Origin of the sequence: Pseudomonas sp. NFACC37-1 (genome assembly GCF_900101575.1) — a bacterium.
In the GTDB taxonomy this organism is placed as follows: Bacteria; Pseudomonadota; Gammaproteobacteria; order Pseudomonadales; family Pseudomonadaceae; genus Aquipseudomonas; species Aquipseudomonas fluorescens_AA.
Genome location: NZ_FMUZ01000003.1, coordinates 93390 through 108321, shown reverse-complemented (window position 1 = coordinate 108321; position 14932 = coordinate 93390). Strand labels below are relative to the sequence as shown.

Here is a 14932-nt window from a genome sequence, read left to right as displayed (position 1 = left end):
TAATCAAGCGCCAGCGGCAGCCCGCCTGGCGGCTTTAGGGACAATGAGATCAAGACCGAGCCTGGTACACACCCCTGTGGCGAGGGGATTTATCCCCGTTGGGCTGCGAAGCAGCCCCAAATGCAGCCGACGCGATTTGCCTGAAGCACCGCAGGGTCCGATTCTGGGGCCGCTTCGCAGCCCAGCGGGGCGGTGCGACGTTTCGCTAAATCCCCTCGCCACAAAAGCGTCCATCACCGACCGAAGGCTACTCGACCCCCACCCGATTACGCCCATTGTGCTTGGCCAGGTACAGCCCCTTGTCCGCCGCCGAGATCAGTTGCCGGCAATCGCCACCTTGCTGCGGCGTGACGGTCGAGACGCCGATGCTGACGGTCAGGTTCTCGCCGCCGTCGGGCGTGGTATGGGGAATTTTCAGGGCGCCGACGCTCTGGCGCAGTTTCTCGGCCATCAACCGGGCGCCGCCCGGCGAGGTGCCAGGCAGCACCAGGGCGAACTCTTCGCCGCCGTAGCGGGCCGGCAAGTCGGACGGACGGCTGCACGCCTCACGGATCGCCGTGGCGACCTTGCGCAGGGCTTCGTCGCCTTCCAGGTGACCGAAGTTATCGTTGTAGGCCTTGAAGTAGTCCACGTCGATCATCAGCAGCGACAATTGGCTCTGGTCGCGCATCGCCCTGCGCCATTCCAGCTCCAGGTACTCATCGAAATGCCGGCGATTGGACAGCCCGGTCAGGCCGTCGGAGTTCATCAACCGTTGCAGCACCAGGTTGGTGTCGAGCAGTTGCTGCTGGCTGACCCGCAGTGCGCGATAGGCCGCGTCACGCTGCAACAGCATCATGTAGGAACGCGAGTGATAGCGGATGCGCGCCACCAGTTCGATGTTGTCCGGCAACTTGACCAGGTAGTCGTTGGCCCCGGCGGCGAACGCCGCGCTCTTGACCAGCGGGTCCTCCTTGGTGGACAGGACAATGATCGGAATATCGCGGGTGGCGGGATGGTTACGGTACTCGCGCACCAGGCTCAGGCCGTCGAGGCCGGGCATCACCAGGTCCTGGAGAATCACCGTCGGCTTGATGCGAATCGCCTGGGCGATGGCCTGATGGGGGTCGGAGCAGAAATGGAAGTCGATGTTTTCTTCATTCGACAGCCCACGCCGCACCGCTTCGCCGATCATCGCCTGGTCGTCGACGAGCAAGACCATGGCGGCGTTCTCATCGCGCTTGAAATCGTCGAGCTGCAGGTCATTCATGATGGCTTACCTGGGTACGGCCCGGGGCAAGGCGCGCGGGGTTCTTCATGGGGTCACAATCTCCAACAGCCGTGGCGCAATGGCGTCCAGGGCAAGAATATGGACGGCGGCATCGATGGCGGCCGCTGCTTTGGGCATGCCGTACACCGCGCTGCTGCGCTGGTCCTGAGCGATGGTCACATAGCCCTGCTGGCGCATGAGTTTAAGCCCTTGCGCACCGTCGCGGCCCATGCCGGTGAGCAATACGCCCACCGCGTCACCGCTCCAGTACTGGGCGACACTTTCAAAAAACACGTCGATGGAGGGCCGGTAGATCTCGTTCACCGGCTCGGCGGTGTAGGCCAGGGTGCCGTCCTTCAACAAACGCAGATGATGGTTGGTCCCGGCCAGCAACACCGTGCCACTTTGCGGCGTCTCGCCGTGCCGGGCCAGGCGCACCGTGTGGCCCGACACGCTGCCCAGCCACTCGGCCATGCCCGCGGCGAACACCTCGTCCACATGCTGGACCAGCACGATCGCTGGGGCAAAGTCCCGCGGCAACGCCTTGAGCAGCACTTCCAGCGCCGCCGGCCCGCCCGCCGATGACCCGATGGCCACCAGGCTCTTGCGCGACACCGCCGTACGCTGCGCCGCTGGCGCGGGGCGCTCATGCTTGTTGCGCTCACCGATCAGCCAGCCGATGTTGGCGATCTTGCGCAGTAGCGGTGCCGCCGCGTCCGCCGGGTTACCGACGCCCAGGGCCGGGGTATCGACCACATCCAGCGCGCCATGGCCCATGGCCTCGAACACCCGGTGGACGTTCTGCTGGCTGTCCCCGGTGACAATCACGATAGCGCAGGGGCTGTCGGCCATGATCCGCCGGGTGGCCTCGACACCATCCATGATCGGCATGAACAGGTCCATCAGGATCAGGTCCGGGGTGTACTCGGCGCAACGCTGCACCGCCTCGGCCCCGTTGGCGGCCACCCAGACCAGTTGATGCGCCGGCTCGAACGCCAGGGCGCGGCGCAGGGCCTCGACCGCCAAGGGCATGTCATTGACGATGGCGATCTTCAAGCGCGCGCCCCTCCGATCAATTCAACCACGGCGTCGAGCAAGGCGTCGTCGTGGAAACTCGCCTTGGCCAAATAATAGTCGGCGCCGGCGTCGAGACCACGGCGACGATCCTCTTCGCGATCCTTGTAGGACACCACCATCACCGGCAACGACTGCAAGCGGTTGTCGCGCCGCAACAGCGACACCAACTCGATACCGTCCATGCGCGGCATGTCGATGTCGGTGATCAGCAAGTCGAAATCCTCTGAGCGCAATGCATTCCAGCCATCCATGCCATCCACCGCCACCGCCACGTCATAGCCACGATTGAGCAGCAACTTGCGTTGCAGCTCGCGCACGGTCAGGGAATCGTCCACCACCAGGATCCGCTTGCGCGGGGCCTGGGCCTGGTTCTGCCGGGCGATGCGCTCCAGGCGCCCGGTATCGAGCAACTTTTCCACCGAGCGCAGCAGGTCTTCGACATCGATAATCAACACCACCGAGCCATCGTCGAGCAGGGCCCCGGCGGAAATGTCCTGGACCTTGCCCAGGCGTTCGTCCAGGGGCAGGACCACCAGGGTTCGCTCGCCGATGAACCGCTCCACCGCCACCCCGTAGATCGTCTCGCGCTCGCGGATCACCACGACCTTGAGGGTCTGGCCGCTGTTCTGCGTCGACGGGCGATTGAGCAACTGGCTGGCGGCGACCAAGCCGATATGCCGGCCTTCGTGCCAGAAATGCTGACGCCCTTCGACCTGGACGATGTCTTCCGGCGCCAGGTCGCACATGCGTTCGATGTGGGCCAGGGGAAAGGCGTACGCCTCATTGCCGACCTCCACCACCAGGCTGCGCACCACCGACAGCGTCAGCGGCACCTCGAGATGGAAACGACTGCCCTCGCCCGCCGCCTGCTCCAGCACCACCGCCCCGCGCAACTGCCGGACCATGTGCTGGACGGCGTCCAGGCCGACGCCACGCCCGGACACTTCAGTGACTTTGTCGCGCAGGCTGAAACCGGGCAGGAACAGGAAGGTCAGCAGTTCGTCTTCGCTCAGGCTGGCGGCTGTTTGCTCAGGGGAAAGCGCGCGCTCGACAATGCTGCGGCGCACCCGCTCCAGGTCCACCCCTGCGCCGTCGTCCGCCAACTCCAAGACCAGCAGACCAGCCTGATGAGAAGCACGCAGGCGGATCAGGCCTTCGGCGGGCTTGCCGGCCAGTATCCGTTGCTCCGGGGCTTCGATGCCGTGGTCCACGGCGTTGCGCAGCAAGTGGGTCAGTGGCGCTTCGAGCTTTTCCAGCACATCGCGGTCGACCTGGGTTTTCTCGCCTTCGATCTCCAGGCGCACCTGCTTGCCCAAGCTGCGGCCCAGGTCACGGACCATCCGTACCTGCCCCGACAGCACATCGGCGAACGGCCGCATGCGACAGGCCAGCGCCGTGTCGTACAGCACCTGCGCCCGCTGACTGGCCTGCCAGGCGAACTCATCCAGCTCGGCGGTTTTCTGCGCCAGCAACTGCTGGGTCTCGGCGAGCAAGCGGCGGGCATCGCCAAGGGCTTCCTGGGCCTGCAGGCTCAAGGCATGGTCCTTGAGGTGCACGTTCAGCTCTTCAAGGGCGCGCAAGCCAGTGCCTTGCTGGCGCTTGAGCCGTTGCAGCGTCGCCAGCCAGGGCTTGAGGCGCTGGGTCTCGACCAAGGACTTGCTCGACAGATCGAGCAAGCTGTTGAGGCGTTCGGCCGTGACCCGCAAGACCCGCTCGCCGCCTTCGGTGACCCGTTTATTCTTCGAAGCCGGCTCCGGTGCCGCGAACGGTTCCGGAACGAGCCGCTCGACACTGACGGGATCGAAAGGCACCTCGAGGCTTGTCGGTACCGGCGCCTGCAGTTGCGCAGCGCTGGGGTCGAGCAAACGCCCCATAAACGCCACATAGGCGTCGACGTCCGGGGCTCCGACGTTGTTGCCCGGCGTAGCGATGCGCGTCAGCAGGTCGGTACCTTGCAGCAAGGCGTCGATGTGCTCGGGCCCCAGCATCAGGCGCCGCTCCTGGGCACCGACCAGGCAATCTTCCATGACGTGGGCCACGCTGACGCCGGCATCCACCCCGACAATCCGTGCCGCGCCCTTGAGGGAATGCGCCGCGCGCATGCACGACTCGAGGTAATCGGCCTGGTTCGGATCGCGCTCCAAGGCCAGCAAGCCAGTGCTCAGCACCTGGACCTGGGCTTCGGCCTCCAGGCTGAACAGTTCCAACAACGAAGCGTCGCGCATCTGGTCAGGGGTCATGACAGGCTCCGGGCCACGGCGGACAGCAGCTGTTCTTCATCCAGCCAGCGCAGGCTGCGGCCTTTGTAGGGCAACACGCCACGGGTGTACTTGCCCGCCGATGGCGAAGCGCTCGCCAGGATGCGCTCATCGATGGCGTGGATGCCGTCCACCTCATCCACCGGCACCACCACCGGCCCGCCCTTGGCCGCGACAATCAACATGCGCGGCATGACCCGTGTACCGGCAACCGCCGCCCCGGGCTCCAGGTCCAACAGCTCCGCCAGCGACAGGCAGGCCACCAGCGCCCCGCGCACATTCGCCACGCCCAGCAAGGCCCGCGAGCGTTGGTGGGGCAACGAGTGGATCGGCTGCAACGGTGCCACTTCCACCAGGCTGCGTGTCGTCAGGCCCAGCCACTCCTCGCCGAGACGGAACATCAGCAGCGAGCGTGTGACCACATCATTGTCCACTGGGGCCGGCGACAAGTCCCGTTGATCCTGCGGCAAGGTATAACGGTCGAGCAGCCGGGTGGCCGCCGCCGAATACACCGAGCAATTGCGGCAGTGGATATGCTCGACCAACAGTGGACAGGATTTATCGCCATGCACTCCGATGCGGTTCCAGCAATCATCGATTGCCTGGGCATCGTCATGGGTGACGTTGTAAGAAGCCGAACCGCTCATCGTTTGTGCTCACTGTCTACCGTGCGCCCGCTACGGGCGGCGCGTTCCTGCAATCGACGGGCTCCGGCCGCGTCTCCCTGGGAAGCCAGCAGCGCCGCCAGATGCACCAGGGCCTCGGCGTGTTGCGGTTCAAGATAAAGCGCCTTGCGATAAAAACCCTGGGCTTCAAGTGCACTGCCGGCCATGTCGCTGAGCAGGCCCAGCCAATAGAACACCTGGGCGTTCGGCGCATGGCTGCGCAAATACTCTTCGCACGCCCCGCGGGCCTCGGCGCTTTCGCCACCGTTGGCCAGGGCGGCGATATTGGCCAGCAAGGTCGCGGCGTCGCTGCTCTTGGGCGGGGCAATCGGCGTGACGTTCGCGGCAAACGGCCGCGGCCGAATCACCGGCGCAACGACCCGGGGCGGCGGCTGACGAACCGGCAACGGCGGCGGCATCAACGCTGGCAACGGTTGAGGCTCCGCAGCCCCGTGGCGGCTGAAGGCGAACGATTGGGCTATCCCGATCGAGCGCATGCCCAGGCGTCCCAGCAAGCTGCCCTCGGCGGGGCCGATAAACAGCACACCGTCCTGATGGGTCAGGCGCTTGAGCACCTCGAACACCTGCTGCTGGGTCGGCTGGTCGAAATAGATCAGCAAGTTGCGACAGAACACAAAATCGTAAGGCGCCTCGTTCACCAGCAAGGCCGGATCCAACAGGTTGCCCACCTGCAAGCGCACCTGTTCACGCACCCGTTCGCTGAGGCGGTAACCCTCGTCCGCGAAATCGAAATGCCGTTCGCGAAAACCCAGGTCGGCGCCACGGAAGGAGTTTTTGCCGTAGCGCGCGTCCTTGGCCCGCGCCACCGACAGCGGGCTGACGTCCAGGCCGTCGACCTTGAACTGATGTGGCCCCAGGCCCGCGTCGAGCAAGGCCATGGCGATGGAATACGGCTCTTCGCCCGTGGAGCACGGCAAGCTGAGGATGCGCAGCGCACGCAGGTGCTTGATCTCGGCCAGGCGCTTGACGGCCAGCCTGGCGAGGGTCGCGAAGGATTCGGGATAGCGGAAGAACCAGGTCTCCGGGACGATCACCGCTTCGATCAGCGCCTGCTGCTCCGGGGCCGAATGCTGCAGGGCCTGCCAGTATTCATCGGCGGTTCGCCCGGGCACGGCACTGATGCGTTGGCGCACGGCCCGCTCAATGATCGCGGTGCCGACGGAGGTCACATCGAGGCCGATGCGCTCCTTGAGAAAATCGAAAAAACGCTGATCGTTGTTCATGGCGTTGCCCCGAGGTCGTCGAGGTCCAGCGGCGGCGCAGGAAACAGCAGCGCCCGAACGGACTCGTCGAGCAGATCATTGACCCGCACCCATTGCAGCAATCCGTGGGCATCCTCGCGTACGGGGCCGAGGTACCGCGCCTGCCGGTTATCCAGGCCATAGGGTTTGAAATCGGCCGGATCACAACGCACGGTGTCGGTCGCCTGTTCCAGGATCAATCCCAGCACGTGCCCGGCCTGTTGCCCGTCGCTTTGATAACGCACCAGCACCAATCGCGTACTGGTCCGGGCCTCGGCATTCTGGCCGAATGTCAGGGCGCACAGGTCGATCACCGGCACCATCGTGCCGCGCCAGGCAAACACCCCCGCCACCCAGGACGGCGCCCGGGCAATCGGTTTGAGGGGCAAGCGCGGCAGCACCTCCACCACATCGATGGCCTGCAGGGCGTACCGTTCATTGCCGATGCAGAACACCAGGAACAACGACTGGCGGGCCGTCGGTGCGGCACCACGCCGGGTATCGATTTCGCCCATCAGACTTTGAAACGCGAGACGCCGCTGCGCAGCCCCACGGCGACCTGGCTCAGCTCGTCGATGGCGGAACTGGCCTGGCGCAGGGAATCCACGGTCTGGCTGCTGGCATCGCCCAGTTGCACCAAGGCGTGATTGATCTGCTCCGCGCCGGTGGCCTGGGCCTGCATGCCTTCGTTGACCATCAATACACGCGGGGCCAGGGCCTGGACCTGATGGATGATCTGCGACAGTTGCTCGCCGATCTGCTGCACTTCGGCCATGCCTCGGCGCACTTCTTCGGAGAACTTGTCCATGCCCATCACACCCGCCGATACGGCGGACTGGATCTCACGCACCATCTGCTCGATGTCATAGGTCGCCACGGCAGTCTGGTCCGCCAGGCGCCGCACTTCCGTGGCCACCACGGCGAAACCGCGCCCGTACTCACCGGCCTTCTCGGCCTCGATGGCCGCGTTGAGGGACAGCAGGTTGGTCTGGTCGGCCACTTTGACGATGGTCACCACCACCTGGTTGATGTTGCCGGCCTTCTCGTTGAGGATCGCCAGCTTGGCGTTCACCAGGTCGGCGGCGCCCATCACCGAATGCATGGTTTCCTCCATGCGCGCCAGGCCCTGCTGGCCGGAGCCGGCGGCCACCGAAGCCTGGTCGGCGGCGGTGGAGACTTCGGTCATGGTGCGCACCAGGTCCCGGGAGGTGGCGGCGATCTCCCGGGACGTCGCGCCGATCTCGGTGGTGGTGGCAGCGGTTTCGGTGGCCGTGGCCTGTTGCTGGCGCGAGGTGGCGGCGATCTCGGTGACCGAGGTGGTGACCTGCACGGAAGAGCGCTGGGCCTGGGACACCAGCGAGGTCAGTTCAGCCATCATGTCGTTGAAGCCGGTTTCCACGGCGCCGAATTCGTCTTTGCGCGCCAGGTTCAGGCGCCCGCTCAGGTCTCCGCTGCGCATGATCGCGAGGATCTCGACGATGCGATTCATCGGCGCCATGATCGCCCGCATCAACAACAGCCCGCACAGTACGGCGACGATCAGTGCGACCAGGAACGACAGGCCCATGGCGACCTTGGCCGCCGTCACCGCATCGCCAATGGTCTGGGTGGCGCTTTGCGCCAGCTCGCGATTGCGCTCGATGATCTGATTCAAATGCCCGCGGCCACCGATCCATGCGGGCGTCAGGTCTTTCTCCAGCGCCAGCCGTGCGCCCTCGTAGTCCTTGCGCTGGTACAAGTCCAGGACCTTTGCCACCGCCTGATTGAACGCCAGGTGGAAGGCCTCGAACTCGTCGAACGAGGCTTGGTCGGCGGGGTTCTGGATCAACTTCTGGTAGTTCTGTATCTCTTCGCGCAGGTGCTGCTCGAAACCCTGATAGCGAGCCTTGTCCTCGGCGGTGATTTCCCGGTTCCCCGAGAGGCCGACAATCTGTTGGGTCAGGACATAGCTGTCGACCCAGCCACCGCGGATCATCGAACTGAAATACACCCCTGGCACCGCGTCGGTCCGGACCTTTTCGCCACTGTCCTGGATCTTCAACAACCGTGAATACGAGACAACCACCATCAGCAGCATAATGGCGATGATCACCGCAAAACTCGCCAGGATGCGTTGGCGCAATGTCCAATTCTTCACAGTAAAACCTCGGGCACTTGAAATGCTGGGGAGTATAGCCGAGGGCGGCGTGGCGTCTGTATGGCGGCGTGGGAGGATTTTGACCAGGTCGAGGTTCGCCCCCACAGGAAATGCGTTGGACACAGAACTGCCAGACACTACAAAACCACTGTGGGAGCGAGCTTGCTCGCGATAGCGGTGTACCAGTCAAAAACGCTGTGACTGACCGGGCGCCATCGCGAGCAAGCTCGCTCCCACAGGAAATAGCGTTGGGGCTGTTTAGGCAGTCGCCTGGCGCACCTGCTTTTCCAGTTCTACCTTCAACCCCGGCTCCAGCTTGAGTTGGCGGGCCAGTTCGTCGAGGTAGGACTTCTCCATGAAGTTTTCCTCGTCCACCAGCATCACACTGGCGATGTACATTTCCGCGGCTATTTCCGGGGTGCTGGCGGCGCGGGCGACGTCGGTGGGGTCCAGGGGTTTGTTGAGCTCGGCGTGCAGCCAGTGTTGCAGCTCCTGGTCGTTGTCGAGCTTGGTGAATTCACCCTCGATCAACTGCCGCTCCCGCTCGTCCACATGACCGTCGGCCTTGGCCGCCGCCACCAGGGCCTTGAGGATCGCCTGGCTATGCTGTTCCACCTGCGCCGGGGGCACGCGGTCGAGGGTCTGCGGTTCGGTTTTCGGCGCGGTGCCCTGTTGGGCCTGCCAGTTGCCATAGGCTTTGTAGGCGATCACGCCCAAGGCAGCCAGGCCACCGTAGGCCAGGGCCTTGCCACCGAAGCTGCGCGCTTTCTTGTTACCCAGCAACAAGCCCATGGCCCCAGCGGCCAGGGCCCCACCGCCCGCGCCGGAAAGCATCCCGCCCAGGTTGCCGGAGCCGCCGAGCAACCCGCCCAGGCCGCCGGACGACTTGCCCTGTGAACCGCCAGCCTTGTTCTGCAACATTTCCTGGCCGGACTTGAGAAGCTGATCGAGCAATCCACGGGTGTTCATTTGTTGCCTCCACATTGTCGGGTCAACGTAAGGCCCCCAGCCTAGATCGAAAGTGCCCTGACGCCGCAGGCGAGATTGCTTCCAGATGTTGCCTGGCTCATTCAAAGAAGCACTCACCTACCCTTCTAAAAAAACGATATACACTCCAGCACATCGATAAAAATCACCCACCGGGTATACGCCCATGATGACCCTGCGTCAGATCCGCCACTTCATCGCCGTGGCCGAAACCGGCTCCATCTCCGCGGCTGCGCAAACGGCGTTCATTTCCCAGTCCACCCTGACCCTGGCAATCCAGCAACTGGAGCAGGACATCGGCGTCAGCCTGTTCAGCCGCCACGCCAAGGGCATGACCCTGACCCACCAGGGCCATCAATTCCTGCGCCAGGCCCATTTGATCCTGGCCACTGTCGACAACGCCAAGCGCAGCCTGCAACAAAGCACCGATCAGGTGGCCGGCCAAGTCACCATTGGCGTCACCAGCCTGGTCGCCGGCTATTACCTGGCGGACCTGCTCACCCGTTTCCAGCGTGCCTACCCCAACGTGGAGATCCGCGTGATGGAGGACGAACGGCCGTACATCGAGCATTTGCTGGTCAGCGGCGAAATCGATGTCGGGGTGCTGATCCTGTCCAACCTGGAAGACCGCCACGCGTTGCAGACCGAAGTCCTGACCCATTCGCCATACCGCTTGTGGTTGCCGGCACAGCACCCACTGCTGGAACACGACAGCATCAACCTGGCCGACGTGGCCCGCGAACCGCTGATCCAGCTGAACGTCGATGAAATGGACCGCAACGCCCAACGCCTGTGGCGCGGCGCCGGCCTGCAACCGAGGATCACCCTGCGCACCGCCTCGACCGAAGCGGTGCGCAGCCTGGTGGCGGCTGGATTGGGCGTGTCGATCCAGCCGGACATGACCTACCGCCCCTGGTCGCTGGAAGGCGACATCATCGAAGCCCGGCCGATCGCCGACCTCAACCAGACCCTCGACGTAGGCCTGGCCTGGCGCCGGGGCACGGCGCGACCGGCGTCGGTCGACCCGTTCCTGGCCGTCGCCCGGGAACAACCTCATGGCGGGCGCAAGCCATCTATTTAATCGAACGCAGCCTTGAGAATTTCGAATTTGTCGGCCTCGGGGCTGAGCACTAGTCTTGCTGCATCAGCACAATCCCTTGTGGGAGCGAGCTTGCTCGCGATGGCGGAGTGTCATTAAAGCAATTGTCGATGGATAGACGGCCATCGCGAGCAAGCTCGCTCCCACAGGTTCTGTGTTTCAACCGATATAAAAAGAGAAATCGGACATGGCTGGCACGCAACCCCCCTTGTGCACCGCGTTGCTGATCGACGGAGAGCTCGTTGCCGGTGAAGGTCTTGTCGAGCCGATCCTCAACCCGGCCACTGGTGAGGTGGTGGCTCACATCGCCGAGGCCAGCACCGAACAGGTGGAAGCCGCGATCCTCGCCGCCCATCGCGCCTTCGACGGCTGGTCGCGCACCACGCCGCAACAACGCTCGAACCTGTTGCTGGACATCGCCAGCGCCATCGAAAAGAACGCCGATGAGCTGGCCCGCCTCGAATCCCTGAACTGCGGCAAGCCGCTGCACCTGGCGCGCCAGGATGATCTGAGCGCCACGGTGGATGTGTTCCGTTTCTTCGCCGGCGCCGTGCGCTGTCAGACCGGCCAGCTCAGTGGCGAATACCTGCCCGGCTACACCAGCATGGTGCGCCGCGACCCGATTGGCGTAGTGGCGTCCATTGCACCGTGGAATTACCCGATCATGATGGCCGCCTGGAAAATCGCCCCAGCCCTGGCCGCGGGCAATACGCTGGTGTTCAAGCCATCGGAACATACGCCGCTGTCGATCCTGGCGCTGGCGCCGGCACTGGCCAGGATCCTGCCGCGAGGCGTCATCAATATCATTTGCGGGGGTGGCGAAGGTGTGGGCAGCCATCTGGTCAGCCACCCGAAAGTGCGCATGGTCTCGCTGACCGGCGACATCGTCACCGGGCAGAAGATCCTCCAGGCGGCGGCGAAAACCCTCAAGCGCACCCACCTGGAACTGGGCGGCAAGGCGCCGGTGATCGTGTGCGACGACGCCGACATCCAGGCCGTGGTCGAAGGCGTGCGCACCTACGGCTATTACAACGCCGGGCAGGATTGCACCGCGGCGTGCCGGATCTACGCCCAGGACGGGATTCACGACCGCCTGGTGGCCGAACTCGGCGCAGCGGTCAGCAGCCTGCGCTTTGCCGGCAAGCGCGATGCCGACAACGAGATCGGCCCGCTGATCAGCACCCGCCAGCGCGACCGCGTGGCCAGTTTTGTCGAGCGCGCCCTCGGCCAGCCGCACATCGAACGCATCACCGGCGCGGCGGTGCATTCCGGCGCCGGTTTCTATTACCAACCGACGCTGCTGGCCGGCTGCAAGCAAAGCGATGAAATCGTCCAGCGCGAGGTGTTCGGCCCGGTCGTCACCGTGACCCGTTTCGACGAACTCAGCCAGGCGGTGGACTGGGCCAACGATTCCGAATACGGCCTGGCCTCCTCGGTGTGGACGCAGAACCTGGACAAGGCCATGCAGGTGGCGGCGCGGCTTCAATACGGCTGCACCTGGATCAACAGCCATTTCATGCTGGTCAGCGAAATGCCCCACGGCGGCCTGAAACGTTCGGGTTACGGGAAAGACCTGTCCAGCGATTCACTCCAGGACTACAGCGTGGTGCGCCACATCATGGCCCGACATAGTTGGGAGCTTTGAGCTGCAAGCTGCAAGCTGCAAGCAACAGCAATGCATGGCTTGAAGCTTGAAGCTTGAAGCTTGCGGCTAAGCTAAAACAACAATCAGCGACACGCCTCTCAACTGCCCCTACCACAATTAAAGCAAGAGGGATTTCCATGTACGCGCACAAGACCGTATTGCTCAGTGCACTCACAACGGCGCTGCTGACCAGCGTCAGCCTCCAGGCCGCCGAACCGCTCAAGGCCGTCGGTGCCGGCGAAGGTCAACTGGATATCGTTGCCTGGCCGGGTTACATCGAACGCGGCGAAAGCGACAAGGCCTACGACTGGGTCAGCGGTTTCGAGAAAGAAACCGGCTGCAAGGTCAATGTGAAAACCGCCGCCACGTCCGACGAAATGGTCAGCCTGATGACCAAGGGCGGCTATGACCTGGTCACCGCCTCCGGCGACGCCTCGTTGCGGCTGATTGCCGGCAAGCGCGTGCAGCCGATCAACACCGCGCTGATCGCCAACTGGAAGAATCTCGACCCGCGCCTGAAGGATGCGCCGTGGTACGTGGTCAACCAGCAGACCTACGGCACCCCGTATCAATGGGGCCCGAATGTGCTGATGTACAACACCGACGTGTTCAAGCAGGCGCCCACCAGTTGGAGCGTGCTGTTCAATGCCCAGGACCTGCCGGACGGCAAGCCGAACAAAGGCCGCGTGCAAGCCTACGACGGCCCGATCTACATCGCAGACGCGGCGCTGTACCTCAAGACCGCCAAGCCTGAGCTGGGCATCAAGGACCCGTACCAGCTCGACGAAGCGCAATACAAGGCCGTGCTGGAATTGCTGAGGGCTCAGCAGCCGCTGATTCACCGCTACTGGCACGACACCACCGTGCAAATGAGCGATTTCAAGAACGAAGGCGTGGTGGCGTCCGGTGCCTGGCCGTATCAGGTCAACGGCCTGATGAACGAGAAGCAACCGATCGCCTCGACCATTCCGAAAGAAGGCGCCACCGGCTGGGCCGATACAACGATGCTCCACGCCGAGGCCAAGCATCCCAACTGCGCGTACAAGTGGATGGACTGGTCGCTGCAACCGAAAGTCCAGGGTGACGTGGCCGCGTGGTTTGGCTCCTTGCCTGCGGTGCCGGCAGCGTGCAAGGGCAGCGAACTGCTGGGCGCCGAAGGCTGCAAGACCAACGGCTTCGATCAGTTCGACAAGATCGCCTTCTGGAAAACCCCACAGGCCGAGGGCGGCAAGTTCGTGCCGTACAGCCGCTGGACCCAGGACTACATTGCGATCATGGGTGGGCGGTAAGTCCCTTCAGTCGCATGAAAATAGCAGATGAACATCTGCTCTTGTGGCGAGGGGATTTATCCCCGTTGGGGCGCGAAGCGCCCCCAAAACTGACGCCTCTGACTATCAGGCAGACTGAGTCGACTGCTTTGGGGCTGCTTCGCAGCCCAGCGGGGATAAATCCCCTCGCCACAGGTCCGTGCCCGATAACTCAGAACATAAGCCCCGCTTTTTGGAGCCCCGCACCATGACGCTTGCAGTCCAGTTCACCCAGGTATCCCGTCAGTTCGGCGATGTGAAAGCCGTTGACCGGGTCTCCATTGATATCCAGGACGGCGAGTTCTTTTCCATGCTGGGTCCGTCCGGCTCGGGCAAGACCACCTGCCTGCGGCTGATCGCCGGGTTCGAGCAACCCAGTGCCGGCTCGATTCGCATCCACGGTGAAGAAGCCACCGGGCTCGCGCCGTACCAGCGGGACGTCAACACCGTTTTCCAGGATTACGCCCTCTTCCCCCACATGAACGTACGCGACAACGTGGCCTACGGCTTGAAAGTCAAAGGCGTCGCCAAGGCCGAACGCATCCAGCGCGCCAACGAAGCCTTGGAGATGGTGGCCTTGGGTGGCTATGGCGAACGCAAGCCGGTCCAGCTGTCCGGCGGCCAACGCCAACGCGTGGCCCTGGCCCGGGCGCTAGTCAACCGTCCGCGGGTGTTGTTGCTGGACGAACCCTTGGGCGCTCTGGACCTGAAGCTGCGCGAACAGATGCAGGGCGAATTGAAGAAGCTGCAACGCCAGCTGGGCATCACCTTCATTTTCGTCACCCACGACCAGACCGAAGCGCTGTCGATGTCCGATCGCGTGGCGGTGTTCAACAAGGGCCGCATCGAACAGGTCGATACCCCACGCAACCTGTACATGAAACCGGCGACCACCTTCGTCGCCGAATTCGTCGGCACCTCCAACGTGATTCGTGGGGAGCTGGCCCGGGAACTGAGTGGTTATCCACAGCCGTTCTCGATCCGCCCGGAACACGTGCGTTTCGCCGAGGGCCCGTTGGCCAGCGATGAGATCGAGGTCCACGGCCTGCTGCACGACATCCAGTACCAGGGCAGCGCCACACGCTACGAGTTGAAACTTGCCAACGGCCAGACCCTGAACCTCAGCCAGGCCAACACCCAGTGGCTCGACAACACAGTCCGGCACCAGACCGGCCAGCCCCTCAGCGTTCGCTGGGCCCGTGAGGCGATGGTCGCGCTGCACGACACCGTCAGCGGCGAGGTGTGA

Annotated in this window: 12 protein-coding genes; 4 read left to right on the top strand and 8 right to left on the bottom strand. The window is 63.9% G+C overall.

Annotation, left to right across the window (positions count from 1 at the left end; all coding sequences use genetic code 11):
* Window positions 1-247: 247 nt before the first annotated feature.
* The 8 genes from BLP82_RS04905 to BLP82_RS04870 form a co-directional block, all read right to left on the bottom strand.
* Window positions 248-1249 (bottom strand): response regulator, encoded by a 1002-nt coding sequence (locus BLP82_RS04905; protein WP_092165790.1) that lies wholly within the window; start codon window positions 1247-1249, stop codon window positions 248-250.
* A 45-nt stretch (window positions 1250-1294) separates the two neighbouring features.
* Window positions 1295-2305 (bottom strand): chemotaxis response regulator protein-glutamate methylesterase, encoded by a 1011-nt coding sequence (locus tag BLP82_RS04900; RefSeq protein ID WP_092165788.1) that lies wholly within the window; start codon window positions 2303-2305, stop codon window positions 1295-1297.
* A complete protein-coding gene (locus tag BLP82_RS04895) occupies window positions 2302-4566 on the bottom strand; it encodes a hybrid sensor histidine kinase/response regulator (RefSeq protein WP_092165786.1) in 2265 nt (754 codons plus the stop codon). Before BLP82_RS04895 ends, BLP82_RS04900 begins: the two co-directional genes overlap by 4 nt.
* Entirely contained in the window at window positions 4563-5231 is a 669-nt protein-coding gene (locus BLP82_RS04890) for a chemotaxis protein CheW (protein ID WP_092165784.1), read from the bottom strand. Before BLP82_RS04890 ends, BLP82_RS04895 begins: the two co-directional genes overlap by 4 nt.
* Window positions 5228-6493, bottom strand: a complete 1266-nt coding sequence (locus BLP82_RS04885; protein ID WP_092165770.1) for a CheR family methyltransferase — start codon at window positions 6491-6493, stop codon at window positions 5228-5230. The genes BLP82_RS04890 and BLP82_RS04885 overlap by 4 nt, the downstream gene beginning before the upstream one ends.
* Window positions 6490-7026, bottom strand: coding sequence for a chemotaxis protein CheW (locus BLP82_RS04880; protein ID WP_092165768.1), 537 nt, complete (start codon window positions 7024-7026; stop codon window positions 6490-6492). The genes BLP82_RS04885 and BLP82_RS04880 overlap by 4 nt, the downstream gene beginning before the upstream one ends.
* Window positions 7026-8648 (bottom strand): methyl-accepting chemotaxis protein, encoded by a 1623-nt coding sequence (locus BLP82_RS04875; protein ID WP_092165766.1) that lies wholly within the window; start codon window positions 8646-8648, stop codon window positions 7026-7028. Before BLP82_RS04875 ends, BLP82_RS04880 begins: the two co-directional genes overlap by 1 nt.
* 258 nt (window positions 8649-8906) lie before the next feature.
* Entirely contained in the window at window positions 8907-9617 is a 711-nt protein-coding gene (locus tag BLP82_RS04870) for a tellurite resistance TerB family protein (protein ID WP_060739037.1), read from the bottom strand.
* Window positions 9618-9801: 184 nt separating this feature from the next.
* On the opposite strand from BLP82_RS04870, the gene BLP82_RS04865 reads away from it, so the two are divergent.
* The 4 genes from BLP82_RS04865 to BLP82_RS04850 all read left to right on the top strand — a co-directional run bounded on the left by BLP82_RS04865 (window position 9802) and on the right by BLP82_RS04850 (window position 14932).
* Window positions 9802-10716: a LysR family transcriptional regulator gene (locus BLP82_RS04865; protein ID WP_092165764.1), complete on the top strand. Its 915-nt coding sequence runs from the start codon at window positions 9802-9804 to the stop codon at window positions 10714-10716.
* Window positions 10717-10921: 205 nt separating this feature from the next.
* Window positions 10922-12379 carry a gamma-aminobutyraldehyde dehydrogenase gene (locus BLP82_RS04860; RefSeq protein ID WP_092165762.1) on the top strand — a complete coding sequence of 486 codons (1458 nt, stop codon included), beginning with the start codon at window positions 10922-10924 and terminating at the stop codon, window positions 12377-12379.
* Window positions 12380-12516: 137 nt separating this feature from the next.
* Window positions 12517-13668 (top strand): putative ABC transporter substrate-binding protein YdcS, encoded by a 1152-nt coding sequence (gene ydcS / locus BLP82_RS04855; RefSeq protein WP_060739040.1) that lies wholly within the window; start codon window positions 12517-12519, stop codon window positions 13666-13668.
* 226 nt (window positions 13669-13894) lie between these two features.
* Window positions 13895-14932: an ABC transporter ATP-binding protein gene (locus BLP82_RS04850; RefSeq protein WP_092165760.1), complete on the top strand. Its 1038-nt coding sequence runs from the start codon at window positions 13895-13897 to the stop codon at window positions 14930-14932.